This is a genomic window from Kosakonia sp. S42, assembly GCF_016624785.1.
GTDB classification, from domain to species: Bacteria; Pseudomonadota; Gammaproteobacteria; order Enterobacterales; family Enterobacteriaceae; genus Kosakonia; species Kosakonia cowanii.
On the sequence record NZ_JACVTW010000001.1, the window covers coordinates 279,362 to 302,723 of the forward strand.

Annotated in this window: 27 protein-coding genes; 15 read left to right on the forward strand and 12 right to left on the reverse strand. The window is 56.3% G+C overall.

The window, feature by feature from the left end:
• The first annotated feature begins 152 nt into the window (after window positions 1-152).
• Window positions 153-1,202, forward strand: a complete 1,050-nt coding sequence (locus IAE50_RS01210) for a rhodanese-related sulfurtransferase (protein ID WP_042714757.1) — start codon at window positions 153-155, stop codon at window positions 1,200-1,202.
• Window positions 1,203-1,244: 42 nt separating this feature from the next.
• Here IAE50_RS01210 and IAE50_RS01215 read toward each other — a convergent pair whose 3' ends face one another.
• From IAE50_RS01215 to mdtH, 9 genes are all read right to left on the reverse strand, one after another.
• Window positions 1,245-1,820 (reverse strand): YceI family protein, encoded by a 576-nt coding sequence (locus tag IAE50_RS01215; RefSeq protein ID WP_023481320.1) that lies wholly within the window; start codon window positions 1,818-1,820, stop codon window positions 1,245-1,247.
• A 2-nt stretch (window positions 1,821-1,822) separates the two neighbouring features.
• Window positions 1,823-2,389, reverse strand: coding sequence for a cytochrome b (locus IAE50_RS01220; RefSeq protein WP_094420246.1), 567 nt, complete (start codon window positions 2,387-2,389; stop codon window positions 1,823-1,825).
• Between the two features lie 398 nt (window positions 2,390-2,787).
• The gene (gene solA, locus IAE50_RS01225; protein ID WP_200579345.1) at window positions 2,788-3,906 is read right to left on the reverse strand and encodes an N-methyl-L-tryptophan oxidase; all 1,119 of its coding nucleotides are present in this window, start codon (window positions 3,904-3,906) and stop codon (window positions 2,788-2,790) included.
• Between the two features lie 116 nt (window positions 3,907-4,022).
• On the reverse strand, window positions 4,023-4,277 hold the full coding sequence (gene bssS / locus IAE50_RS01230; RefSeq protein ID WP_023481711.1) for a biofilm formation regulator BssS: 255 nt from the start codon (window positions 4,275-4,277) through the stop codon (window positions 4,023-4,025).
• 278 nt (window positions 4,278-4,555) lie between these two features.
• Window positions 4,556-4,801 carry a DNA damage-inducible protein I gene (gene dinI / locus IAE50_RS01235; RefSeq protein WP_042714746.1) on the reverse strand — a complete coding sequence of 82 codons (246 nt, stop codon included), beginning with the start codon at window positions 4,799-4,801 and terminating at the stop codon, window positions 4,556-4,558.
• A 75-nt stretch (window positions 4,802-4,876) separates the two neighbouring features.
• Window positions 4,877-5,920 (reverse strand): dihydroorotase, encoded by a 1,044-nt coding sequence (gene pyrC / locus IAE50_RS01240; protein ID WP_200579346.1) that lies wholly within the window; start codon window positions 5,918-5,920, stop codon window positions 4,877-4,879.
• A gap of 114 nt (window positions 5,921-6,034) precedes the next feature.
• Window positions 6,035-6,595, reverse strand: a complete 561-nt coding sequence (locus IAE50_RS01245) for a lipoprotein (protein ID WP_054803152.1) — start codon at window positions 6,593-6,595, stop codon at window positions 6,035-6,037.
• 121 nt (window positions 6,596-6,716) lie between these two features.
• The gene (gene grxB / locus IAE50_RS01250) at window positions 6,717-7,364 is read right to left on the reverse strand and encodes a glutaredoxin 2 (protein WP_023481875.1); all 648 of its coding nucleotides are present in this window, start codon (window positions 7,362-7,364) and stop codon (window positions 6,717-6,719) included.
• A gap of 65 nt (window positions 7,365-7,429) precedes the next feature.
• Window positions 7,430-8,638, reverse strand: a complete 1,209-nt coding sequence (mdtH, locus tag IAE50_RS01255) for a multidrug efflux MFS transporter MdtH (RefSeq protein WP_076769678.1) — start codon at window positions 8,636-8,638, stop codon at window positions 7,430-7,432.
• Window positions 8,639-8,873: 235 nt separating this feature from the next.
• Here mdtH and rimJ point away from each other — a divergent pair, with 235 nt between their 5' ends.
• The 4 genes from rimJ to murJ all read left to right on the forward strand — a co-directional run bounded on the left by rimJ (window position 8,874) and on the right by murJ (window position 12,683).
• Window positions 8,874-9,458, forward strand: coding sequence for a ribosomal protein S5-alanine N-acetyltransferase (gene rimJ, locus IAE50_RS01260; RefSeq protein WP_076769679.1), 585 nt, complete (start codon window positions 8,874-8,876; stop codon window positions 9,456-9,458).
• 9 nt (window positions 9,459-9,467) lie between these two features.
• A complete protein-coding gene (locus IAE50_RS01265; protein WP_200579347.1) occupies window positions 9,468-10,115 on the forward strand; it encodes a YceH family protein in 648 nt (215 codons plus the stop codon).
• Between the two features lie 2 nt (window positions 10,116-10,117).
• On the forward strand, window positions 10,118-11,041 hold the full coding sequence (locus tag IAE50_RS01270) for a Gfo/Idh/MocA family protein (protein WP_094420241.1): 924 nt from the start codon (window positions 10,118-10,120) through the stop codon (window positions 11,039-11,041).
• Window positions 11,042-11,147: 106 nt separating this feature from the next.
• Complete coding sequence (murJ, locus tag IAE50_RS01275) at window positions 11,148-12,683, forward strand: murein biosynthesis integral membrane protein MurJ (protein WP_139964968.1); 1,536 nt, start codon at window positions 11,148-11,150, stop codon at window positions 12,681-12,683.
• Between the two features lie 67 nt (window positions 12,684-12,750).
• Here the strand turns inward: murJ and flgN are convergent, their stop codons facing one another.
• The 3 genes from flgN to flgA form a co-directional block, all read right to left on the reverse strand.
• Window positions 12,751-13,173: a flagella biosynthesis chaperone FlgN gene (flgN, locus tag IAE50_RS01280; protein WP_023481860.1), complete on the reverse strand. Its 423-nt coding sequence runs from the start codon at window positions 13,171-13,173 to the stop codon at window positions 12,751-12,753.
• A 4-nt stretch (window positions 13,174-13,177) separates the two neighbouring features.
• Window positions 13,178-13,471, reverse strand: coding sequence for a flagellar biosynthesis anti-sigma factor FlgM (gene flgM / locus IAE50_RS01285; protein ID WP_042714118.1), 294 nt, complete (start codon window positions 13,469-13,471; stop codon window positions 13,178-13,180).
• Window positions 13,472-13,562: 91 nt separating this feature from the next.
• A complete protein-coding gene (flgA, locus tag IAE50_RS01290) occupies window positions 13,563-14,222 on the reverse strand; it encodes a flagellar basal body P-ring formation chaperone FlgA (protein ID WP_094420238.1) in 660 nt (219 codons plus the stop codon).
• Window positions 14,223-14,379: 157 nt separating this feature from the next.
• Between flgA and flgB the strand changes: the two genes are divergently transcribed.
• The 10 genes from flgB (at window position 14,380) to flgK (ending at window position 23,350) form a co-directional block, all read left to right on the forward strand.
• A complete protein-coding gene (gene flgB, locus IAE50_RS01295) occupies window positions 14,380-14,796 on the forward strand; it encodes a flagellar basal body rod protein FlgB (protein WP_023481616.1) in 417 nt (138 codons plus the stop codon).
• A 4-nt stretch (window positions 14,797-14,800) separates the two neighbouring features.
• A complete protein-coding gene (flgC, locus tag IAE50_RS01300) occupies window positions 14,801-15,205 on the forward strand; it encodes a flagellar basal body rod protein FlgC (RefSeq protein ID WP_023481372.1) in 405 nt (134 codons plus the stop codon).
• 11 nt (window positions 15,206-15,216) lie between these two features.
• The gene (gene flgD / locus IAE50_RS01305) at window positions 15,217-15,903 is read left to right on the forward strand and encodes a flagellar hook assembly protein FlgD (RefSeq protein ID WP_200579348.1); all 687 of its coding nucleotides are present in this window, start codon (window positions 15,217-15,219) and stop codon (window positions 15,901-15,903) included.
• A 27-nt stretch (window positions 15,904-15,930) separates the two neighbouring features.
• Window positions 15,931-17,208 carry a flagellar hook protein FlgE gene (gene flgE / locus IAE50_RS01310; RefSeq protein ID WP_200135510.1) on the forward strand — a complete coding sequence of 426 codons (1,278 nt, stop codon included), beginning with the start codon at window positions 15,931-15,933 and terminating at the stop codon, window positions 17,206-17,208.
• 20 nt (window positions 17,209-17,228) lie between these two features.
• Window positions 17,229-17,984, forward strand: a complete 756-nt coding sequence (locus IAE50_RS01315; protein WP_200579349.1) for a flagellar basal body rod protein FlgF — start codon at window positions 17,229-17,231, stop codon at window positions 17,982-17,984.
• 15 nt (window positions 17,985-17,999) lie between these two features.
• Window positions 18,000-18,782 carry a flagellar basal-body rod protein FlgG gene (gene flgG, locus IAE50_RS01320; RefSeq protein ID WP_023481502.1) on the forward strand — a complete coding sequence of 261 codons (783 nt, stop codon included), beginning with the start codon at window positions 18,000-18,002 and terminating at the stop codon, window positions 18,780-18,782.
• Between the two features lie 57 nt (window positions 18,783-18,839).
• Window positions 18,840-19,538: a flagellar basal body L-ring protein FlgH gene (locus tag IAE50_RS01325; protein ID WP_023481882.1), complete on the forward strand. Its 699-nt coding sequence runs from the start codon at window positions 18,840-18,842 to the stop codon at window positions 19,536-19,538.
• Window positions 19,539-19,550: 12 nt separating this feature from the next.
• Window positions 19,551-20,648 carry a flagellar basal body P-ring protein FlgI gene (locus tag IAE50_RS01330; protein WP_023481768.1) on the forward strand — a complete coding sequence of 366 codons (1,098 nt, stop codon included), beginning with the start codon at window positions 19,551-19,553 and terminating at the stop codon, window positions 20,646-20,648.
• Window positions 20,648-21,625 carry a flagellar assembly peptidoglycan hydrolase FlgJ gene (flgJ, locus tag IAE50_RS01335; RefSeq protein WP_200579350.1) on the forward strand — a complete coding sequence of 326 codons (978 nt, stop codon included), beginning with the start codon at window positions 20,648-20,650 and terminating at the stop codon, window positions 21,623-21,625. The genes IAE50_RS01330 and flgJ overlap by 1 nt, the downstream gene beginning before the upstream one ends.
• A 75-nt stretch (window positions 21,626-21,700) precedes the next feature.
• On the forward strand, window positions 21,701-23,350 hold the full coding sequence (flgK, locus tag IAE50_RS01340) for a flagellar hook-associated protein FlgK (RefSeq protein ID WP_076769683.1): 1,650 nt from the start codon (window positions 21,701-21,703) through the stop codon (window positions 23,348-23,350).
• Window positions 23,351-23,362 lie beyond the last annotated feature (12 nt).

The following is a 23,362-nucleotide window of genomic DNA, read 5'->3' on the forward strand; positions in this document are numbered from 1 at the left end:
GGGGGTAGAGCCGCGTTCCATAAGCGCAACGCGCATTACAGTGTGAAATGAATGGGTTGAAATGTAGCGCAAAATGTGGGGATGTAAATTAACACTATTTGCTTTATGATGCCGCCCGTTTTTCACTCTCCACTCTGCAGGATACGTACACCATGCCAGTGTTACACAACCGCATCTCCAATGATGAACTGAAAGCCCGCATGCTCGCCGAAACCGAGCCGCGCGTCACCGTCTCGTTTTACAAATACTTCACCATTGTGAACCCGCAGGCGACGCGCGATGCGCTCTACCAGACCCTGTCGCAGCTGAGCGTTTTTGGGCGCATCTACCTCGCCCATGAAGGGATCAATGCGCAGATCAGCGTGCCGCAGAGCAAATTCGAGGCGTTTCGCGAAGCGCTCTATACCTTCGATCCGGCGCTGGATGGGCTGCGTCTGAATATCGCCATTGATGATGACGGTAAATCCTTCTGGGTGCTGCGCATGAAGGTGCGTGATCGCATCGTGGCGGACGGCATTGAGGATGAGACTTTTGATGCCAGCGATGTTGGGGATTACCTGAAAGCGGCGGAAGTGAACGCAATGCTTGACGATCCTGACGCGGTGTTTATCGATATGCGCAACCACTACGAATATGAAGTGGGCCACTTCGACGGTGCGATGGAAATTCCGGCCGATACCTTCCGCGAGCAGTTGCCGAAAGCGGTTGAGATGATGCAGGAACACAAAGATAAAAAGATTGTCATGTACTGCACCGGCGGCATTCGCTGCGAGAAAGCGAGCGCCTGGATGAAGCATAACGGCTTCAACAAAGTGTGGCATATCGAAGGCGGTATTATTGAGTACGCCCGCCGCGCCCGCGAGCAGGGTCTGCCGGTGCGCTTTATCGGCAAAAACTTTGTCTTTGACGAGCGTATGGGCGAGCGCATCTCTGACGATGTGATTGCGCACTGCCACCAGTGCGGCACGCCGTGCGATGCCCACACCAACTGCCTGAATGATGGCTGCCACCTGCTGTTTATTCAGTGCCCGAGTTGTGCTGAGAAGTTCGACGGTTGCTGCAGCGAGTTGTGCAAAGAGGAGCGCGCGCTGCCGGAAGAGGAGCAGCGTAAACGCCGCGCCGGGCGCGAGAATGGCAATAAGATCTTCAATAAATCGCGTGGTCGCCTGAACACCAAACTGGGCATTCCGGACCCGGAATAATGCAGAAGGAGAGGGGAACCCCTCTCCTTTTTTTACGCCTGCTTACTTCTGGCGCACACCTTCAACCGAAATAATCAGCTCAACATCCTGCGATGCCGGGCCGAGATCGGTGGTGATGTTAAAGTCTTTCAGCTTGATCTTGCCGGAGGCTTCAAAGCCTGCGCGCACGCCGCCCCACGGGTCATTGCCCTGGCCCAGCAGTTTCGCTTCCAGCTCAACCGGTTTGGTGACGCCGTTCAGGGTCAGGTTGCCGGTAATATCCAGTTCATCACCATCCTTTTTCACCGACGTTGAGGTGAAGGTCGCTTTCGGGAACTTCGCCACGTTGAGGAACTCTGCGCTGCGCAGGTGTTTATCACGCTCGGCGTGGTTGGTGTCGACACTGTTGGTATTGATGGTGACATTCACTTTGTCGGCCGCCGGGTTGGCCTCATCAAAGGTAAAGCTACCGTCGAAGTCCTTAAACGTACCGTATAACCAGCTGTAACCAAGGTGCTGGATACGGAAGTTAACGAAGGCGTGCTGGCCCTCTTTATCGATCTTGTAGTCTGCCGCTACAGCAGAACCGGTGGTGAACAGCAGCGAGGCGAGAGCGAGTCCCGGCAGGATCTTCTTCATACTTATGCTCCAGAGTCAGGTGACGATTTTCCCAGCATCCGCTTGAGAGTGGCGTCTTTATCAATGAAATGGTGTTTAAAGGCAGCAAGGCCGTGCAGCACGGAGAGAACCACTACGCTCCAGGCCAGCCACAGGTGAATGGTTCCGGCGAGATCCGCCTGCGAGCCGGCATCGGCAAGCGTGGCAGGGATCTCAAACAGGCCAAAGACGTTAATCGGTTTACCATCGGCGGTGGAGATGAGATAGCCGCTAAAGACGATGCTAAATAACAGCAGGTAGAGAACGATATGGGCAACCACCGCGGCGATGCGCGTGGCGGTGGAGTAGCTTTTCAACGGCGGCGGTGGCGGGGAGATAAAGCGCCAAAGCAGGCGGATCACCAGGCCAAACATCAGCAGAATGCCGATACTTTTATGGATTTCGGGTGCCTGATGATACCAGCCATCGTAATAGCTAAGCGTGACCATCCATAACCCTAAGGCGAACATGCCATACACTACGATGGCGACCAGCCAATGAAGCGTCACGGAAATAAAACCGTAGCGCGCCGGAGAGTTGCGAAATTGCATAACGGGTCATCACTGTTAACCAAAAGTTAATTTAAAATGGCGTCAGTGAGCAAATATTGCAACTCAAAAATAACGAATTGGATTGTTATTTTTTCTATAACATAAATTTTGAATAAGTTTGTTAGTTTATATTCAGGCTATTAGAAGGTTGAAACGTTTAAGGCGGGATTAGCAGCAGGTTAAGCCTTTTGTCATACTTCTGAAGTATTCAAAAATATTGTCTTTAAAAGGCGAATAAATCGCTAAGTGTCAGCTTTTGTAAGCATTTTGGCGTGCATGAAAGCCAGCAAAATTAATAAAAAGCCGACGGGTGAGAATATATGCCGCCACATTTTCACGCAGGTGATTACTTTATTTGCCACCAAAAGAAACGGCCCCGAAATAGGGCCGCCGTGAAGTTAACGCGTAAAACGGGCGAGAGAGAAGGGCTGTAGATCGAACTCCAGCGTTTTCTGCTGCGCGAAGGCGCTGGCAATCTCGCCGAGCACCGGAGCAAATTTAAAGCCGTGACCGCTCAGGCCGGTAACCACCAGCGTGTTCGGCGCATCTGGCAGGGTATCGATAATAAAGTCTTCATCGGGCGAGTTGTCGTAGGTGCAGGACGCGCCATACAGGCAGCCGCCGATGCCCGGCAGATGCTGGCGTAAAAAGGAGAAGCACTCCGAGCCGTCGCCAGCTTCTGCGCCAAACGGCGTGCGCTCGTCGGCCGCGTTAATCACCTGTCCGCCGTTGTGGCGGCCAATCTTTAACTCATTCTCAACCGCCGGGAAGCCGTAGTAGTGCTCGCCGTTCGGAATCTCACCGGTAAACGCCGGGAAGTTATTTTTCACGCTGTAACGGCCATCGGCCTGGAACCAGGCAAATACTTTGCGCACCGGCTGAATCGGCAGGGTTGGCAGCAGCGTTTTCGCCCAGGTGCCAGCGCTCACCAGCGCTTTTTTGCCGGAGAAGCTCCCTTCCGGGGTATCAATAGTGACGCCATCCTGATGATGGTGCAGGGCGGTCACCGGGCAGTTGAAGAGCTGCGCGCAGCCTGCCTGTTCAGCCAGCTGGACCCAGCTTTTGATCGCCAGTTCACTGTGCAGCACGCCGGAGTCGGCTTCATAGAGACCGATGTAATCATCCGGAACGCGGATCTCCGGCCAGCGGGCCATTAGCGAGGCGGCATCCAGCTTCTCAAGCGTTAGCTTCCACTGTGCGGCACTGGCGGCGACGTTGGCGAGGAAGGAAGAATCAGCCGGGCCAAAATTGATGACGCCAGTGCGCTCAAACACCGCTTCGCCGGTGAGCGTATTCAGTTCATCCCATAACTGCTGGGCGCGCAGCACCAGCGGAACATATTTCTCGCCTTCGCCATAAGCGTGGCGGATCAGGCGCGTATTGCCGTGATGGCTGCCTTCACTGTGCGGTGGCATATGCGCATCGGTCATCAGCACCTTAAGCCCGGCGCGCGTGGCGTAGTAGCCCGCTGCTGCGCCAACGGATCCGCTGCCGATAATAATCAGGTCGTATGTCATGGTTCTCTCCAGGCAAATGCGTGTTCAGGAGGGTAAATAACCTGGGGGGCTTATACAAGGGCAGAAAAAAGAAAGGCACCGCGAGGGTGCCTGATGTTGAGTATGCGCAGATGGTGTTAATGCCTTTTATACTCGTCTTTTTCGTAATCGCCTGATTCAATCTTGGCAATGCCCGCTTCCAGAATCGAAATAAACTGGCGGGCAACATCGGTTGTTAACCATAACGTCTGACCGATTTCAGTCCCTTCCTGAGCGGCTCTGTTCGGGGTCTGGTAATGCAACCGGAGCATCAGTGCGTCATAGCTGTCTACGGTGCTGATGTCCCATCCGACCAGTGGATGGGTCTGGATGACTTCATTATTCTTTACCATCATAACCCCCTGTTTGGCGTGTTTTAATTAGACAACGACGTTCGAGGTTCAATGCGTGTTTTAATTTGAAGCCTTTTCAGTATATCAACAACCCGACCCGGTGATCGAAAAAATAAACACTCTGCAACATCTTTTTTGTAGTCATAGATTTTTCTTAAGGGAGTGGCGAAAAGATAAGCGACTCATTTCGCTAGGAAAATCAGATGTTACGGTTTTGCTTAAAATTGAAGCAAAAAAAGCCGGGGCGACCCGGCAATAACTTCAACTTCAGAGGGAAATTAATCGGTGATAAACCAATCGTCAGCGCTTTCCCAGGTCTCTTGCAGGATTTCGCTAACACGGTCTTTATCTTCTTTCGCGCCGCCAAGGACGGAGAGATTATTTGCTGACGCATAACGGACAGAAATTTTATTTTCGCGATCGGGATAGTGGTCATTCAGACGGCGGGATAACTCACCTGCCAGCGCATCGATAGCGCCTGCGGGTAAAGATGTGGTTCTGGCAATCGTCACTTCAATGCGCATAACAGCCCCCTGTGTAAGATACTGTATGTTTATACAGTTAATCGGAACGCATTACAACAGGGGGCATAAGAATATTTAGCGTTTTACCTGCCAGCGCACGGTTTCACCGGCGAGGAAGGGCACCAGCGTATCGTCCGCCAGCGCAATCGACTCCGGCACCACGTACTCTTCCCGCACCAGTTCAACAAACTCCTCATTCACCGGCAGGCCATAGAAGCGCGGCCCGTTGAGGGAGCAGAAGGCTTCGAAGTGCTGCAGCGCGTTCATCTCTTCAAACACCGTGGCGTAGCTGGCCAGCGCCGTTGGCGCATTGAAACAGCCTGCACAGCCGCAGCTCGCCTCTTTGCGATGGCGGGCATGCGGAGCCGAGTCGGTGCCGAGGAAAACGCGATCGAACCCGCTGGCGACCAATTCACGCAGCGCCTGCTGGTGGATATTACGCTTGAGGATCGGTAAGCAGTAGAGGTGCGGACGCACGCCGCCCACCAGCATATGGTTGCGGTTAAACAGCAAATGCTGCGGGGTGATGGTGGCGGCCAGCCGCTCATTGCCGTCGCGCACATAGTCGGCGGCATCTTTGGTGGTGATGTGCTCGAATACCACCTTCAGGCCCGGCAGACGCTTGCGCAGCGGCTCCATTACTGTCTCAATAAAGCGCGCTTCACGATCGAAAATATCGATCTCGGCGTGGGTCACTTCGCCATGCACCAGCAGCGGCATGCCGAGCTTCTCCATACGCTCAAGCACCGGCATGATGGCATCAATACTGGTGACGCCGTGGCTGGAGTTGGTGGTGGCGTTTGCCGGATAGAGCTTTGCTGCAGTAAACACCTTTTCCGCAAAGCCGCGTTCGATCTCATCAGGATCCAGGCTGTCGGTCAGGTAGCAGGTCATCAGCGGTTCGAAGTGCTGACCGGCAGGCACCGCGTCAAGGATGCGCTGACGATAGGCGATAGCCGCCTCAACGGTAGTTACAGGGGGAGCCAGGTTCGGCATCACAATGGCGCGGGCGTAGGTTTCGCTGGTCCACGGCACCACGGTTTTCAGCATATCGCCGTCGCGCAGATGGAGATGCCAGTCGTCAGGACGGCGGATTTTCAAAACCTGAGGTTGTGTCATTGGAGGGCTCCGGCTAAGTGAGAAAGGGCTGTTTTTGCCGGAGACCAAGCATAAGGGGAAACGTTTTCGTTTGCATCCTTTTCCTGAAAAAAAGGGCGCCAGGCGCCCAGTGATTCAGTCGGTAAGCGGGATGACAATCTCGCCCGGCTTCACCTCAATGCCTTTAGCATATTTCTTCGCCAGCGCTTCGCCTTTGGTACTGTCTTCTTTCAGCACATAGGCCGGGCGCTGGTTAAAGTAGTTGCGCAGAGACTGGTTCAGGTAAGGCATCACGGTTTGCAGCACGGTCTGCATCTTTTCCGGCGTTACCGTCGCGTCCACCACTTCCATCTCATGCAGGTAGATTGCACCCTGATCTTTATCAAAGGTCGGCAGCGCTTTCAGCTTCAGCTTGATCACCGCTTTTTGATTGCCGAATAGTGAGGTCATATCCAGGTTGGCATCGCCCGTTAAGGTGATTTTATTTGGCTCTTCGCGGCCAATCGCGCTGGCAAGATTGCTGAGAACAATATGCGCATCAGCCACGCCCGGCACGCCAATATCTTTGGCAAAGTTATTCCGTTTCTCCAGGGCCTGGTTAATCTCCTGTTCGCTGATTGTGTATTGGGTCAATTGATTGCACCCCACCAGCACGCCGCTCAGCATGAGTGCTGCGGCCAAAATCATCTTCTTCATGAATTCCTCAACGTGGTCGTGATGCCTCGATCGAGGTGTAGCATGCGCGACGGCCGACGCAAAGGCCAGCAGAAAATACTTAAAGAAGGGGCGGAAGCGGGTCGCTTCCGCCATGAACGGCTTAGATAGCCATGGAAGAGAGAAGGTTAACCTGGGTCTGTTTCGCCATGTTGTCGCGGTAATCGGCGACGCGGGTCGGCCACGTAATGCCGCTGACAATCGTCAGGTTACGCAGCAGCGGGAAGAGATGAATATCATCTTCCGACAGTTCGCCGTTGACGGCGTTCGGCTGCACGATGTGCTTCTCCAGCGCGCGCAGATCGTCGCTGATATTCTTCACCAGCCCGGCAGAGTGGGAGAGGTGATCGGCGAAATCGCCAATCGCCGCCTCTTTTTTGGCGGTGAAGTAGGCACGTGCCTGCGGGGTAGAAAACTCGTCAAACGGGGCCTGCGCAAAACGCGGGATCAGCAGCTTATTAACGTAGCCATTCACCTTACGCAGCCACTCCTCGATCTTCGGATTGCGGGAGCCGGTCAGCAGCGGTTGACCGTCGAGCTTATCAACGTAGTGAACAATATCGAGGCTTTCGGGCAGGTAGCGGCTGTCATCTTTTTGCAGGATCGGCGCCATCTTCTGACCAATCATGCGGGTCGGCGTCGCTTCGTCATCGCTTTGCAGGACATGGAGTTCAACCGGGAGATTCTTAAGGCCGAAAATCATGCGGGCTTTTACACAGAAAGGGCAGTGATCGTAAATGTAGAGTTTCACGTTTCTCCTCCATACTGGTTTATCCATCACTAATCAGTATGGAAGAGAGGTAGAGGTGGCGCAAATCAGGCACCCGGTTCGAGCATCGGCGGCTGAACGCGGCGGGGGGCAAACTGCCACAGCAGCGCAAGGGAGGTGATAAGCCCAATTACGCCGAGCATCATCCACGGCAGCTCCGGCTGGCGAAAGGCTTTCCCGGCGTCAAACAGCCAGCCGCCGCCCGCGTAGCCAAGCGCGCCGCCAAAGGCCAGACCTAAGCGGCTAAAGCCCATATAGCTACCGCGCGCCCGCGCATCGGCCAACTGCGCGCTCAGGGTCTCCCGCGCCGGTTCGGCGATAATCGAGCCGATATAGAAGGTGCAGATAAGTGTAAAAAGCTGTTGCAGGGAGCCGACCATGCCCATCGGAAAGAGGCTGAATGACATCACCACCAGGCCGAACATCAGACGCTGCTCAAGGCGAAAGCGCTTTTCGCTCCAGCGCGCAATCGGGTAGAGCAGCGTCAGCGAGAGACAGGCCTCAATGGCGTACATCCATTTGACCGGCGTCGGCGATCCGGCAACGTCGTTGACCATAATCGGCAACATCAGCATCACCTGCACCGCCAGCATGTAGTAGCCGCTGAGGGTTAACACATAAGTGACGAACTTCTTGTCACGCAGCACGCGGGCTAAGCCTTCGCGCACCGGTGTTTTCACCGTCGACAGCTTCCATGCTGGCAGCAGCCAGGCGTTAAAGCCGGCGCAGAGGATAAACATCAGCGCCCCGGCGGCGCACACCAGACGGAAATCATACTGCAGCAGCCAGCTGCCGAGCAGCGCGCCGATAACTGCCCCGGCGCTATCCTGCATCATCAGCAGCGAGAAGAAGCGACCGCGCTGACGCGGACGCACCAGTTTGACCACCAGCGCCGAACGCGGCGGGTCGAACAGCGTGCCGCCAAGCCCGGAAAGGATACAGGAGAGCCACAGCACCCACGGCTCATGTGCCATCCCCATCGCCGCGAATCCTGCTGCGCGCATCAGCATGCCGGTGACAATCAGCGGTTTTGCGCCAAAGCGGTCAGCGATCGCGCCGCCAAACATGCCTAACCCCTGCTGAATAAACTGACGCAGGCCGAGCGCGATCCCGACCATCAGTGCGGCCCAGCCAAGTTGATCAACAAAACGAATGGAAATCAGGGGGAAGACAACAAAAAAACCGAGCACCACCAAAAAATTATCGACCAGCAGGAAATATTTACCCAGGCTCCTTGCCTGCGAGATGCGCGCCATTTCCCCTCCGGGAAATCAGAAAAAGGTGACGTCTCTATTCTGCGGCTTCGGCAACCGTTTTCACACATTCACCGCGACAATATTTTTTTATCAAGGCGGGCGTTTGATTGAGACTTTTCATCGAAAAGGGGGCGCGGCGCAGAAAATGCCATGTTGCTGTTTTCACAGAGTCGCAGAGCAAAGGTATAGTAAAGAGAAGGGGTAAAAAAAGCCGCGAAACGAAGGAGTGGTAAACATGTTTGGCTATCGCAGTAATGTGCCGAAAGTACGCTTGGTAACGGACAGATTAGTGGTGCGCCTGGTTCACGAGCGCGATGCGTGGCGGCTTGCGGATTATTACGCGGAAAATCGCCAGTTTTTAAAACCCTGGGAGCCCGTTCGCGATGAGAGCCACTGTTACCCTTCCGGCTGGCAGGCGCGTCTGGGGATGATCAATGAGTTTCATAAACAGGGCTCTGCTTTTTACTTCGCCCTGCTCGATCCCGAAGAGAAAGAGATCGTCGGCGTTGCCAACTTTTCCAACGTGGTGCGCGGCTCGTTTCACGCCTGTTATCTCGGCTACTCCATCGGCCAGAAGTGGCAGGGGCAAGGCCTGATGTTTGAAGCCCTGACATCCGCCATTCGCTATATGCAGCGCACGCAACATATGCACCGCATAATGGCCAACTATATGCCGCACAATAAACGCAGCGGCGACTTGCTGGCGCGCCTCGGGTTTGAAAAAGAGGGCTATGCCAAATCCTATTTATTGATCGACGGGCAGTGGCGCGACCACGTCCTCACCGCATTAACCGCCCAGGAGTGGACTCCGGGACGCTAAGGAGCAGAGATGAAGTATCAACTCACCGCCATCGAGGCGCGGGTTATCGGCTGCCTGCTGGAGAAGCAGGTCACTACGCCGGAGCAGTATCCGCTCTCCATCAACGGCGTGGTGACGGCCTGTAATCAAAAAACCAACCGCGAGCCGGTGATGAACCTGAGCGAGCACGAGGTCCAGGATGTGCTTGATGAGCTGGTAAAGCGCCACTATCTGCGCACCGTTAGCGGTTTTGGTAATCGGGTGACCAAATATGAGCAGCGCTTCTGCAACTCAGAGTTTGGCGATCTGAAGTTAAGCCCGGCAGAGGTGGCGCTTATCGCCACGCTGTTACTGCGCGGGCCGCAAACGCCGGGCGAACTGCGTGGACGTGCGGAACGCATGCACCGTTTTGATGATATGGCCGAGGTGGAGAACGCCCTTGAGCAGCTGGCCAGCCGTGAAGATGGCCCCTATGTGGTGCGCCTGCCACGCGAGCCGGGCAAGCGTGAAAGCCGCTATATGCACCTCTTCAGTGGCGATATGCAGACGCTGATCAATGTGGTGGAAGCCGTCGCGCCGAATGAGCAGAGCCTCGAAGCGCGCGTTGAAGCGCTGGAGATCGAAGTCGCGGAACTGAAGCAGCGTCTCGATTCGCTGCTGGCACATTTAGGGGATTAAGCGTGACGACATTACGGATTGGTGTAGTAGGGCTGGGCGGTATCGCGCAGAAAGCCTGGTTGCCGGTACTCGGTGCGGCAACGGAGTGGACGCTGGCGGCGGCCTGGTCGCCGACGCGGGACAAAGCCCTGCGGGTGTGTGAAACCTGGCGCATTCCTTATGCAGATTCGCTGGCGTCGCTGGCGGCGCAGTGCGATGCGGTCTTCGTGCACACCTCAACCGCCTCGCACTATGCGGTGGTGAGCGAGCTGCTCAACCTTGGCGTGCATGTCTGCGTCGATAAGCCGCTGGCGGAAAACCTGAAAGATGCCGAGCGCTTAGTCGAGCTGGCGGCGCGCAAAAAACTGACGCTGATGGTTGGCTTTAACCGCCGTTTCTCGCCGCTCTACCGCGAGTTGAAACAGCAGATGCCGCAGGCGGCGTCGCTGCGCATGGATAAACACCGCGCCGACAGCGTCGGGCCGCACGACCTGCGCTTTACGCTGCTTGATGACTATCTGCATGTGGTCGACACCGCGCTATGGCTGGCGGGAGGCCGCGTGCAGATCCAGAGCGGCACGCTGCAAACCACCGACGACGGCGCAATGCTCTATGCCGAGCACCACTTCAGCGCCGACACGCTGCACATCACTACCAGTATGCACCGGCGGGCGGGCAGCCAGCGCGAGTGGGTGCAGGCAGTGACTGATGGCGGGCTGGTGGATATTACCGATATGCGCGAGTGGCGCGAAGAGCGCGGGCAGGGGATTATTGCGCGCCCAATTCCCGGCTGGCAGAGCGTGCTGGAGCAGCGCGGTTTTGCCGGTTGCGCGCGCCACTTTATCGAGTGTGTGCAAAATCAGACGGTTCCGGAAACTGCGGGCGAGCAGGCGATCCTTGCGCAGCGCGTGGTGGAGAAGCTCTGGCGCGAGGCGATGAGTGAATAATGCGGGGTAACGCAGGCGATAGTAATTCGCTTTTTTCCCTGTAGACTAAGCGCTTCGCTGTATCCCAACGCCTGCATTGCAGGCGTTGTGTCTTATGGAAACCAGAATGAACTTACTCAAATCGCTGGCGGCAGTCAGCTCCATGACAATGTTTTCCCGCGTGCTGGGTTTTGCGCGCGATGCCATTGTGGCACGGGTGTTTGGCGCAGGGATGGCGACGGACGCCTTCTTTGTCGCCTTTAAACTGCCCAACCTGTTACGGCGTATTTTTGCCGAGGGCGCCTTTTCCCAGGCCTTTGTGCCGATCCTCGCCGAGTACAAAAGCAAACAGGGCGAAGATGCCACCCGCGTCTTTGTCGCCTATGTTTCCGGCCTGCTGACCCTTGCGCTGGCGATAGTCACCGTTATCGGGATGCTCGCCGCGCCCTGGGTTATCCTCGTTACCGCGCCGGGGTTTGCCGATACGGCAGATAAATTCAACCTCACCTCGCAGCTGTTGCGCATTACCTTTCCCTATATTCTGCTGATCTCGCTGGCGTCGCTGGCAGGGGCGATCCTCAATACCTGGAACCGCTTTTCGGTACCGGCGTTTGCACCCACCTTTCTCAATGTCAGCATGATTGGTTTTGCGCTATTTGCCGCGCCTTACTTCCATCCGCCGGTGCTGGCGCTGGCCTGGGCGGTGACCGTCGGTGGCGTGCTGCAACTGGTCTATCAACTGCCGCATCTGAAGAAGATTGGCATGCTGGTGCTGCCGCGTATCAACCTGCGCGATGCGGGTGCAATGCGTGTGGTGAAGCAGATGGGGCCAGCGATCCTCGGCGTCTCCGTCAGCCAGATCTCGCTTATCATCAACACCATATTCGCCTCGTTCCTCGTCTCCGGCTCCGTGTCGTGGATGTATTACGCCGACCGCTTAATGGAGTTCCCCTCCGGCGTGCTGGGCGTGGCGCTCGGGACGATCCTGCTGCCATCGCTGTCGAAAAGCTTCTCCAGCGGCAATCAGGAGGAGTATTGCCGCTTGATGGACTGGGGCCTGCGCCTCTGTTTTCTGCTGGCGCTGCCCAGTGCCGTGGCGCTTGGTATTCTCGCTAAGCCGTTGACCGTTTCGCTGTTCCAGTACGGTAAATTCACCGCTTTTGATGCGGCCATGACCCAGCGCGCGCTGATCGCCTATTCGGTCGGGTTGATGGGGTTGATCGTGGTGAAGGTGCTGGCACCGGGTTTCTATTCACGCCAGGACATTAAAACGCCGGTCAAAATCGCCATTGTGACGCTGCTGATGACCCAGGTGATGAACCTGGCGTTTATCGGCCCGCTGAAGCATGCCGGGCTGTCGCTGTCGATTGGTCTGGCGGCCTGTCTCAATGCCAGCCTGCTCTACTGGCAGCTGCGCAAGCAGAAGATCTTTACCCCGCAGCCGGGCTGGAGCCGTTTTCTGCTTCGTCTGGTGATTGCCGTGGTAGTCATGGCCGCCGCGCTGGTAGGGATGCTGTATGTGATGCCTGACTGGGCGACAGGAACAATGCCGTACCGCTTGCTGCGCCTGATGATAGTGGTTGGGGCGGGTATTGTTGCTTACTTTGTTACCCTTGCGCTGCTCGGGTTTAAAGTGAAAGAGTTCGCGCGCCGGACGGTATAAAAAGCAACGCAAAAAGCCAGGGGAGACCCTGGCCTGTTTACGACGGCGTGCTCACGCTATCGTCGGACTAAATCGCGATCTTCTTGCCGCCGCGATTGGCGGATGAGGCATAGCCATTCGCACCGTAGAGGCTCGGTTCCTGATGCGGTTTCAGGACTTCCAGTGCCTGCTGGTTGCGCGCGATTTGCCCCTCCAGCAGCCAGCCGTTGTGCTGGTTGAGGTCGCGTAAATGCTGCGTTTTCTGCGTGATGATCTGCCAGCGATTGGCAACATCGCCAGAGGCGTTTTGTTGCGTTTTCTGTTCGGCACGACGCTGCTGCTCAAGGTAGTCCAGCGTCGCGAGCAAGGAGCTTTTCTCCTCCGTAATGCGCTGTAGCGCGCTGCCATTGAGATGGCCAACGGAAAGCTGTTTTTGCTCAGTATCCATCACGTCTTTCAGAGCGCTCAGGATAACTGTCATTTGATCAAGAATATCTGACAGTCGATTCATACGGTTATTTACTCTGTAAGTAACTCTTCGCTTCGTTAATCAGGGCATCAGCAATTTTGCCGGTGTCCATTTTGAGTTCACCATTACGAATCGCGGTTTTCAGTTTTTCAACGCGTTCCATATTGATGTCGTTAGCGCCCGCCTGCATCAGCTTGGTTTGGGAACCGCTGAGCGTGACGTTGGTGCTGTTTGCCGTCGCGGCAGTTTCCTGACGCGCTTTCTGCGTCTGGGTTTCGTTAGTCTCACGCTGTTGAACGGTGTTAACCGGCTTCAGGGAAGAGGTACGATCGATGCTCATAATGTTTCCTCATTGAGGTTCGCGGCGTTTCGGGCCAGATTTCTTCAGTCTTACTAACTTATCGGCAGATAGCATTAGTTCTTTAAGCAATTTATAGGTTAATAAGAATATTCCCATCAGAATTAACCGTACCGCTAACTATCTGCCCTGAAGCCATGCGAACACGCGCATTTTGCGCCACTGCCGCATTGTTCATCGCCTGACCTTCGCTGTTCACACTAAAGCCATCTCCGGACGCTACAACCTGTACGCGCTGGCCGGCTTTAATCCGCCATGCCTGACGCACCATTGAGAGCTGAATTGCCTGGCCTGGTGCCAGATCGCGCAGACTTACCGCGTCCTGCGCCATATTGATATCGAGCATGGTTCTCGGCGGCAGCTGATCGAGTCGGCCGCGCTGTAACGCCACGCTGCCGGGCTGCAAAGTCGCGCCGCGTGCAACAGGCTGCACCGCCACAACATAGTTGCCGGTCGCCTGGACTTCGACCTGCACAAAGCGTTTCGTGCCCGCGCAGTTCGCCATCACATTCATATTGCCCCACAGCTTCGCGCCACCCACCACGCTCAGGGTGGGCTGGTCGCACGCCGGTAACTGGCTTTGCGGGGTGCGAATGTTTACCACCACCTCATCGCTAAAGCCAGCCAGACGCTGGGCGAAAAGCGACGTCAGTTGCGCCTGCAGATCCGCTGCCTGAGAAAAGGGGCTTAATAACAATAAGATTGCGGCTACACCGCCTTTCAACGTCTTCATCGCAAAACATGCCTGTTGAACCAGATGAGGAGATTTTAACCGCTTTGCAAATCTATCAACGCAAAAAATAGCGACGCATTTTGCCCTTATTCCAACGATAAGTTTGCAAGGGGCGATTTAAGCTGTTGGCTAAATAATTGTCATCAGTGAGGGAGCCATGCTCGATAAACTTGATGCCGCACTGCGCTTTCAACAGGAAGCGCTGAACCTGAGCGCCCAGCGCCAGGAGATTCTGGCAGCAAATATTGCTAACGCCGACACCCCAGGGTTTCAGGCGCGCGATATGGATTTTTCCAGTGAATTAAAAAAAGTGATGGAGCGCGGTCGGGCTGAAGGCAGCGGTGTATCGCTGGCGCTCACCTCTTCGCGCCACATTCCGGCGCAGGCGATGACCGGCCCGTCTACCGATCTGCTTTATCGCATTCCCGATCAACCATCGCTGGATGGCAACACCGTCGATATGGATCGTGAACGTACCCAGTTCGCCGACAACAGCGTCAAATACCAGACCGGGTTGACCGTGCTGGGCGGGCAGATCAAAAGCATGATGAGTGTTCTGCAACAGGGGAACTAATTAAATGGCATTACTGAATATCTTTGATGTCGCAGGCTCCGCGCTGACCGCACAGTCCAAACGTATGAACGTCGCCGCCAGTAACCTGGCAAACGCCGACAGCGTAACCGGACCGGATGGCCAGCCGTATCGCGCTAAACAGGTTGTCTTTCAGGTCGATGCAGCACCGGGCCAGGCAACGGGCGGCGTAAAAGTGGCGGATGTGATTGAAAGCCAGGCGCCGGACAAGCTGGTGTATGAACCTGGTAACCCGCTGGCAGATGCAAGCGGCTACGTAAAAATGCCTAACGTCGATGTCGTGGGCGAAATGGTCAACAGCATGTCCGCGTCACGCAGCTACCAGGCGAACGTTGAAGTGCTGAACACCGTGAAGAGCATGATGCTCAAAACGCTCACTCTCGGTCAGTAAAGGGGCCCCGTATGTCTATCAGCGTAAATATTAACGACCCGATTAACAACGGCGTCTCGACGACCAGCAAAACGTCCGGTACCACGACTACCGGCACTAACAGCGCATCCGACCTTCAGGGCAGCTTTTTGACGCTGCTGGTTGCGCAGTTAAAGAACCAGGATCCCACCAACCCGCTGCAGAACAACGAGCTGACCACGCAGCTGGCGCAGATCAGCACCGTAAGCGGGATTGAGAAACTGAATACCACCCTCGGCTCCATCTCCGGACAGCTTGATAACAATCAGTCGCTGCAGGCGAGCACCCTGATTGGTCACGGCGTGATGATCCCGGGACAGACGGTGCTGGTGGGCAAAGGAACATCCACGCCGTTTGGCGTAGAACTGACGCAGACTGCCGACAAAGTGACCGCCATCGTAAGCGATAAGAGCGGTACGCCGGTGCGGACTATTGAACTCGGCGGTCTGAAAGCTGGCGTCCACACCTTCAGTTGGGACGGCAAAATGACAGATGGCAGCGTAGCACCGGATAACTCATATACGGTGTCTATCGCGGCCAGCTCCGGCACAACGCAGCTGGTTGCACAACCGCTGCAGTTTGCGCTGGTACAGGGTGTTACCCGCGGCGACAAGGGAAGCACACTGGATTTAGGTACTTACGGAAGTACCACACTCGACGAAGTACGACAGATTATTTAAAGCCTTCATACTTATCAGGAGTAAGTCATGGCCTTTTCACAAGCGGTCAGCGGCCTGAATGCTGCGGCCACCAACCTCGATGTCATTGGTAACAACATTGCCAACTCCGCCACCTATGGCTTTAAATCCGGATCTGCGTCCTTCGCCGATATGTTTGCCGGTTCTAAAGTGGGTCTCGGCGTTAAAGTGGCAGGTATTACTCAGGACTTCGCTGACGGCACCACCACCAACACCGGTCGTGGCCTCGACGTCGCGCTGAGCGGCAACGGTTTCTTCCGTGTGACCGACAGCAACGGTTCTGTTTACTACAGCCGTAACGGTCAGTTCAAACTCGACGAAAACCGCAACCTGGTTAACATGCAGGGTATGCAGGTGACCGGTTTCCCGGTAGCTGGCACCCCGCCTGCGGTACAGAGCGGTGCGAACCCGTCTGCCATCACCATCCCTAACACCCTGATGGCGGCGAAAGCTACCACCACGGCGGCGATGCAGATGAACCTGAACTCAACGGACTCCACCCCGACGGTTAGCCCGTTCGATCCGACGAACTCAGACTCCTACAACAAAAAAGGCACTGTTACCACCTATGACAGCCTGGGTAACTCCCACGCCGTTGACGTTTACTACGTTAAAAACAGCGCCAACAAATGGGATGTCTACACCCAGGACTCCAGCGTAGCGGGCTCTTCTTACCAGAAAGCCGCGCAGATGACCTTTACCAGCAACGGTACGCTCTCTGCGGTCAACAACTACACCGAAGTCTCTCCGGCGACCTCTCCGCGTACCTGGAACCTGTCAGCGACCGCTAACGCTCAGCCGCAGATCGATATCAATCTGGCCAGCCTGAACGGTTCTGCGCCGGGCACTTTCAGCCTGAGCTTCCTGAACTCAATGCAGCAGAACACCGGCACCAGCGGTGTAGTGGCTATCAACCAGAACGGTTACGCGCCGGGTTCACTGGTGAGCTACGCCATCAACGATGACGGCACCGTTGTCGGTAGCTACTCCAACGAACAGTCGCAGCTGCTGGGTCAGATCGTGCTGGCGAACTTCGCCAACAACGAAGGCCTGCAGTCTCAGGGTGACAACGTCTGGTCCGCTACCAACTCCTCTGGTGTTGCGCTGCTCGGCACCGCCGGTACCGGTAACTTCGGCAAGCTGACTAACGGCGCGCTGGAAGCCTCAAACGTGGATCTGAGTAAAGAACTGGTCAACATGATCGTCGCGCAGCGTAACTATCAGTCGAACGCGCAGACCATCAAAACCCAGGATCAGATTCTTAACACGCTGGTTAACCTGCGTTAATCGACTGACGGGACGGCTTAATGGATCACGCAATATATACCGCGATGGGCGCAGCCAGCCAGACGCTGAATCAGCAGGCTGTCACCGCCAGCAACCTCGCGAATGCTTCCACACCGGGCTTTCGCGCCCAGCTGAACGCGCTGCGCGCGGTGCCGGTAGAAGGGCTTTCTCTGCCTACCCGCACGCTGGTGGTGGCCTCCACGCCTGGCGCCGATATGACGCCGGGTCAACTGGACTACACCTCACGCCCGCTTGACGTGGCGTTGCAGCAGGATGGTTGGCTGGCAGTGCAAACGGCGGACGGCTCGGAAGGTTACACCCGTAACGGCAATATCCAGGTGAGCCCGACCGGTCAGTTGACGATTCAGGGCCATCCATTGATTGGCGAAGGCGGTCCGATCGCCGTACCGGAAGGGGCGCAGGTCACCATCGCCGCCGACGGTACGATTTCGGCGCTCAACCCTGGCGACGCGGCGAATACCATCGCGCCTGTCGGCAAGCTGAAGCTGGTAAAAGCAGAACCGCGCGAAATAGTGCGCGGTGATGACGGTCTTTTCCGTCTGAGCCAGAGCGCGCAGGCGACCCGTGGCGCAACGTTGCAGCCTGACCCCTCCATTCGCGTGCAGTCTGGCGTACTGGAAGGCAGTAACGTGAAACCGGTCGAGTCGATGACCGATATGATCGCCAGCGCGCGCCGTTTCGAAATGCAGATGAAGATCATCAGCAGCGTCGATGAAAACGAGCAGCGTGCTAACCAATTGCTGTCAATGGGCTAATAAACAGGACTACATATGATCAGTTCATTATGGATCGCAAAAACCGGCCTCGACGCCCAACAAACCAATATGGATGTCATCGCCAACAACCTGGCGAACGTCAGCACCAATGGTTTTAAGCGTCAGCGTGCGGTATTTGAAGATTTGATGTACCAGACGATCCGCCAGCCAGGCGCGCAATCATCTGAACAGACAACGCTGCCTTCCGGTCTGCAGATCGGTACCGGTGTGCGTCCGGTCGCCACCGAACGTCTGCACAGCCAGGGCAACCTGTCTCAGACCAACAACAGCAAAGATGTCGCCATTAAAGGCCAGGGCTTCTTCGAAGTTCTGCTGCCGGACGGCACCTCTGCTTACACCCGCGACGGCTCTTTCCAGGTGGATCAGAACGGCCAGCTGGTAACAGCAGGCGGTTTCCAGGTGCAACCGGCAATCACCATCCCGGCGAACAGCCTGGGCATCACCATCGGTCGCGATGGTGTGGTCAGCGTGACGCAGCAGGGCGCGGCAGCACCGGTGCAGGTTGGCCAGTTAAACCTCACCACCTTTATGAACGACACCGGGCTTGAGAGCATTGGTGAGAACCTCTACACCGAAACCCAGTCTTCCGGCGCGCCAAACGGCACCACGCCTGGCCTGAACGGTGCAGGTTTGCTCTACCAGGGATTTGTGGAAACTTCCAACGTAAACGTCGCGGAAGAGCTGGTGAACATGATCCAGGTTCAGCGCGCTTACGAAATTAACAGTAAAGCAGTATCGACCACCGATCAGATGCTGCAAAAACTGACGCAACTCTAAGGCGTTATCCGGTGCGGTAACCGCCGCACCGGAACCCTGATCTCGAAGATGAATGCAATGCAAAAATACGCCGTCCGCAGCTACCCGATAATGGCTTTAGTGGCATTAACCCTGACCGGGTGTGCCTGGGTCCCTTCTACACCGCTGGTGCAGGGGGCAACGACAGCTCAACCGATGCCCGGCCCCATTCCGGTGGTCAATGGCTCGATTTATCAGACCGCGCAGCCGATTAACTACGGCTATCAGCCGCTGTTTGAAGATCGTCGTCCGCGCAACATTGGCGATACGCTGACTATCGTACTGCAGGAAAACGTGAGCGCCAGCAAGAGCTCGTCGGCCAACGCCAGTCGTGATGGTAAAGCCAGTTTTGGCGTAGACACCACACCGCGTTATCTCGAAGGTCTGTTTGGCAATGCACGTGCCGATCTGGGTGCCTCGGGCAGCAACTCCTTCGGGGGTAAAGGCGGCGCCAACGCCAGTAACACCTTTAGCGGCACGTTGACCGTGACCGTCGATCAGGTGCTGATCAATGGCAATTTACATGTTGTGGGTGAAAAACAGATCGCCATCAACCAGGGCACTGAGTTCATCCGCTTCTCCGGTGTCGTGAACCCACGCACCATCAGCGGCAGCAACAGCGTTCCTTCCACCCAGGTGGCGGACGCGCGCATCGAGTACGTCGGCAACGGCTACATCAACGAAGCGCAGAATATGGGCTGGCTGCAGCGTTTCTTCCTTAACTTATCGCCGATGTAACCGGGGTGAACAATGTTTAAATATTTGACTGGTATGGTGTTAGTGCTGATGGCGACCTTCGCCCAGGCTGACCGTATCCGGGATCTCACCAGTGTACAGGGCGTACGTGAAAACTCCTTAATTGGCTACGGGCTGGTGGTTGGCCTGGATGGTACGGGCGACCAGACCACCCAGACACCGTTTACTACCCAGACGCTGAACAACATGCTCTCGCAGATGGGTATTACCGTCCCGCAGGGCACCAACATGCAGCTGAAAAACGTGGCGGCAGTCATGGTCACGGCGCAGCTTCCGGCCTTTGGTCGCCAGGGGCAGACCATCGACGTGGTGGTCTCCTCAATGGGTAACGCCAAAAGCCTGCGCGGCGGTACGCTGCTGATGACCCCGCTGAAGGGCGTCGACAGCCAGGTCTATGCGCTGGCGCAGGGCAACATCCTCGTTGGCGGCGCGGGCGCATCAGCCGGCGGCAGCAGCGTGCAGGTTAACCAGCTTAACGGCGGTCGCATTACCGGCGGCGCGGTGATTGAGCGTGAGTTGCCGAACCAGTTCGGGGCCACGAACAGCATCAACCTGCAGCTGAACCAGGAAGACTTCACCATGGCGCAGCAGATTGCTGACACCATCAACCGCGCACGCGGTTATGGCAGCGCCACCGCGCTGGATGGTCGTACCGTTCAGGTGCGCGTCTCCTCCGGCGGCAGCTCTCAGGTTCGTGCGCTGGCGGATATCCAGAATATGGAAGTCGGCACCACGCAGCAGGATGCGAAAGTGATTGTTAACTCGCGTACCGGCTCGGTGGTGATGAACCGCGAAGTGTCGCTGGATAGCTGCGCCATTGCGCAGGGTAACCTCTCGGTCACCGTCAACCAGCAGAATAATGTTAGCCAGCCGAATACGCCATTTGGCGGCGGCCAGACCGTGGTGACACCGCAAACGCAGATTGACCTGCGCCAGAGCGGCGGCTCGCTGCAGAGCGTACGCTCCAGCGCCAACCTCAATAGCGTCGTGCGTGCCCTTAACGCCCTGGGTGCCTCGCCAATGGAGCTGATGTCGATTCTGCAGGCAATGCAGAGCGCCGGTTGCCTGCGTGCGAAACTGGAGATCATCTAATGTTGACCGACAGCCGAATGTTGACCAGCGCGGCATGGGACGCGCAATCGCTGAATGAACTGAAGTCAAAAGCCGGACAGGATCCGGCTGCCAACCTGCGCCCGGTGGCGCGTCAGGTGGAGGGGATGTTCGTGCAGATGATGCTGAAAAGCATGCGCGAAGCGTTACCGAAAGACGGGATTTTCAGCAGTGATTCAACGCGGCTGTATACCAGCATGTATGACCAGCAGATCGCCCAGCAGATGACCGCCGGTAAAGGTCTGGGTCTCGCCGATATGATGGTGAAACAGATGACCGGCGATCAGGCGCCGGTCGATCCGGCTGACCAGATGCAGCAGGTGCCGATGAAGTTCCCGCTGGAGACCGTCAACACCTATCAAAACCAGGCGCTGACACAGCTGGTGCGCAAAGCGATACCCAAAGTGCCGGATGCCGATGACGTTTCCGACGCGGGTAGCGGGCAGGCACTCTCCGGCGACAGCAAAGACTTCCTCGCCCAGCTTTCGCTCCCGGCGCGGCTGGCGAGCCAGCAGAGCGGCGTGCCGCACCACCTGATCCTCGCGCAGGCTGCGCTGGAATCGGGCTGGGGACAGCGGCAGATCCCGCGTGAGAACGGCGAGCCGAGCTACAACATCTTCGGCGTAAAAGCGACCTCAAGCTGGAAAGGGCCGACTACCGAAATCACCACCACCGAGTATGAAAACGGTGAGGCGGTGAAGGTGAAAGCCAAATTCCGTGTGTATAGCTCTTACCTTGAAGCGCTCTCCGACTATGTCGGCATGTTGACGCGCAACAAACGTTACGCGGCGGTAACCACCGCGGCAACGGCGGAGCAGGGCGCACAGGCGTTGCAGAGCGCCGGTTACGCAACCGATCCGCACTATGCCCGTAAGCTGACCTCAATGATCCAGCAGCTTAAATCAATGGGTGAGAAAGTGAGCAAGGCGTACAGCACAGATACACAAAATCTGTTCTAAAACGTCTCAAGTTTCACTCAGGGTTGCCGATAATCTTCAACAGGACTCATGTCTGAAAGTGTATAAGGAACCTCCATGTCCAGTTTGATTAACAGCGCAATGAGCGGGCTTAGCGCAGCCCAGGCCGCGCTCAATACCGCCAGTAATAACATTGCGAGTTATAACGTCGCGGGCTATACCCGTCAGACGACGGTGTTGACCAGTTCGAACAGCACGCTGACCGGTAGCGGCTACGTGGGCAATGGTGTCACCGTGACTGGCGTTCAGCGTGAGTATGACGCCTTTATTACCAACCAGCTGCGCGCGGCGCAAAACCAGAACAGCGGGTTGACCACGCGTTACGAGCAGATGTCAAAAATTGACGATGTGCTGTCGGATACCACCAACTCCCTGTCGAGCAGCCTGCAGAGCTTCTTCTCCAGCATGCAGACGCTGGTGAGTAACGCCTCCGATCCGTCGTCGCGCCAGGCGCTGCTCGGCAAAGCCGACGGTCTGGTAAACCAGTTTAAAGTGGCCGATCAATATCTGCGTGACCAGGATAAACAGGTCAACTTATCTATCGCTACCAGCGTTGATCAGATCAACAACTACTCGAAGCAGATCGCCAACCTCAACCAGCAGATCTCTAAACTGACTGCGGTAGGTGCAGGCTCATCGCCAAACGACCTGCTCGATCAGCGCGATCAGCTGGTCAGCGAACTGAACAAAGTCGTGGGTGTGGAAGTCAGCACCCAGGATGGCAGCTATAACGTCAGCATGGGTAACGGCATTACTCTGGTGCAGGGTAAGGAAGCGCGTCAACTGGCGGCGGTGCCTTCCAGCGCCGATCCGGCACGTACCACGCTGGCGTATGTCGATAAGATTGCCGGCAATGTCGAGATCCCGGAAAAGCAGGTGACCACCGGTTCACTCGGCGGCCTGCTCTCATTCCGCACGCAGGATCTGGACCAGGCGCGTAATACGCTGGGCCAGCTGGCGCTCTCGTTCGCCGACTCCTTTAACCAGCAGCACGTTAAAGGCTTTGACGCAGACGGCGATGCGGGTGAGAAGTTCTTCAATATTGGCGGGCCTTCTGCCACGTCGAACAGCAAAAACAGCGGCGACGCTACGCTGACTGCGGCCGTAACCAACAGCTCTGCGGTACAGGCGACCGACTATAAAGTCGCTTTTGACGGCACGCAGTGGAACGTCACGCGTCTCTCCAATAACACCACCATCGCGGTAACGCCGGATACAACAGACGGTACACTCAATTTTGATGGCCTGAAAGTCTCCATCAATAACGGCTCTACCGGCGCGAAAAAAGATGACAGCTTCACCATCCGTCCGGTGAGCAACGCGATTGTGAATATGAGCGTGGCGGTGACCGATGAGTCGAAAATCGCCATGGCGGGCGCGGCCGGTAACGGCGCGAGCGACAACCGCAACGGTCAGGATTTGTTAAAGCTGCAGAGCGCGAAAGTGGTCGGCGGGAACAAAACCTTTAACGATTCGTATGCCACGCTGGTGAGCGATGTCGGGAACAAAACCTCGACGCTGAAAACCAGCAGCGCGACACAGACTAATGTCGTGACCCAGTTGAGCAACCAGCAGCAATCTATCTCCGGGGTAAACCTCGATGAAGAGTACGGCAACCTGCAGCGTTTTCAGCAGTACTACCTGGCTAACGCCCAGGTACTGCAGACCGCAAGCACGTTGTTTGATGCCCTGCTGGCCATTCGTTAAGTAAGAGGTGAG

Coding starts and splice junctions, on each gene's coding strand:
- IAE50_RS01210 (WP_042714757.1), top strand. CDS start 153: ATGCCAGTGTTACACAACCGCATCTCCAATGATGAACTGAAAGCCCGC.
- IAE50_RS01215 (WP_023481320.1), bottom strand. CDS start 1,820: ATGAAGAAGATCCTGCCGGGACTCGCTCTCGCCTCGCTGCTGTTCACC.
- IAE50_RS01220 (WP_094420246.1), bottom strand. CDS start 2,389: ATGCAATTTCGCAACTCTCCGGCGCGCTACGGTTTTATTTCCGTGACG.
- solA (WP_200579345.1), bottom strand. CDS start 3,906: ATGACATACGACCTGATTATTATCGGCAGCGGATCCGTTGGCGCAGCA.
- bssS (WP_023481711.1), bottom strand. CDS start 4,277: ATGGTAAAGAATAATGAAGTCATCCAGACCCATCCACTGGTCGGATGG.
- dinI (WP_042714746.1), bottom strand. CDS start 4,801: ATGCGCATTGAAGTGACGATTGCCAGAACCACATCTTTACCCGCAGGC.
- pyrC (WP_200579346.1), bottom strand. CDS start 5,920: ATGACACAACCTCAGGTTTTGAAAATCCGCCGTCCTGACGACTGGCAT.
- IAE50_RS01245 (WP_054803152.1), bottom strand. CDS start 6,595: ATGAAGAAGATGATTTTGGCCGCAGCACTCATGCTGAGCGGCGTGCTG.
- mdtH (WP_076769678.1), bottom strand. CDS start 8,638: ATGGCGCGCATCTCGCAGGCAAGGAGCCTGGGTAAATATTTCCTGCTG.
- rimJ (WP_076769679.1), top strand. CDS start 8,874: ATGTTTGGCTATCGCAGTAATGTGCCGAAAGTACGCTTGGTAACGGAC.
- IAE50_RS01265 (WP_200579347.1), top strand. CDS start 9,468: ATGAAGTATCAACTCACCGCCATCGAGGCGCGGGTTATCGGCTGCCTG.
- murJ (WP_139964968.1), top strand. CDS start 11,148: ATGAACTTACTCAAATCGCTGGCGGCAGTCAGCTCCATGACAATGTTT.
- flgN (WP_023481860.1), bottom strand. CDS start 13,173: ATGAATCGACTGTCAGATATTCTTGATCAAATGACAGTTATCCTGAGC.
- flgM (WP_042714118.1), bottom strand. CDS start 13,471: ATGAGCATCGATCGTACCTCTTCCCTGAAGCCGGTTAACACCGTTCAA.
- flgA (WP_094420238.1), bottom strand. CDS start 14,222: ATGAAGACGTTGAAAGGCGGTGTAGCCGCAATCTTATTGTTATTAAGC.
- flgB (WP_023481616.1), top strand. CDS start 14,380: ATGCTCGATAAACTTGATGCCGCACTGCGCTTTCAACAGGAAGCGCTG.
- flgC (WP_023481372.1), top strand. CDS start 14,801: ATGGCATTACTGAATATCTTTGATGTCGCAGGCTCCGCGCTGACCGCA.
- flgD (WP_200579348.1), top strand. CDS start 15,217: ATGTCTATCAGCGTAAATATTAACGACCCGATTAACAACGGCGTCTCG.
- flgE (WP_200135510.1), top strand. CDS start 15,931: ATGGCCTTTTCACAAGCGGTCAGCGGCCTGAATGCTGCGGCCACCAAC.
- IAE50_RS01315 (WP_200579349.1), top strand. CDS start 17,229: ATGGATCACGCAATATATACCGCGATGGGCGCAGCCAGCCAGACGCTG.
- flgG (WP_023481502.1), top strand. CDS start 18,000: ATGATCAGTTCATTATGGATCGCAAAAACCGGCCTCGACGCCCAACAA.
- IAE50_RS01325 (WP_023481882.1), top strand. CDS start 18,840: ATGCAAAAATACGCCGTCCGCAGCTACCCGATAATGGCTTTAGTGGCA.
- IAE50_RS01330 (WP_023481768.1), top strand. CDS start 19,551: ATGTTTAAATATTTGACTGGTATGGTGTTAGTGCTGATGGCGACCTTC.
- flgJ (WP_200579350.1), top strand. CDS start 20,648: ATGTTGACCGACAGCCGAATGTTGACCAGCGCGGCATGGGACGCGCAA.
- flgK (WP_076769683.1), top strand. CDS start 21,701: ATGTCCAGTTTGATTAACAGCGCAATGAGCGGGCTTAGCGCAGCCCAG.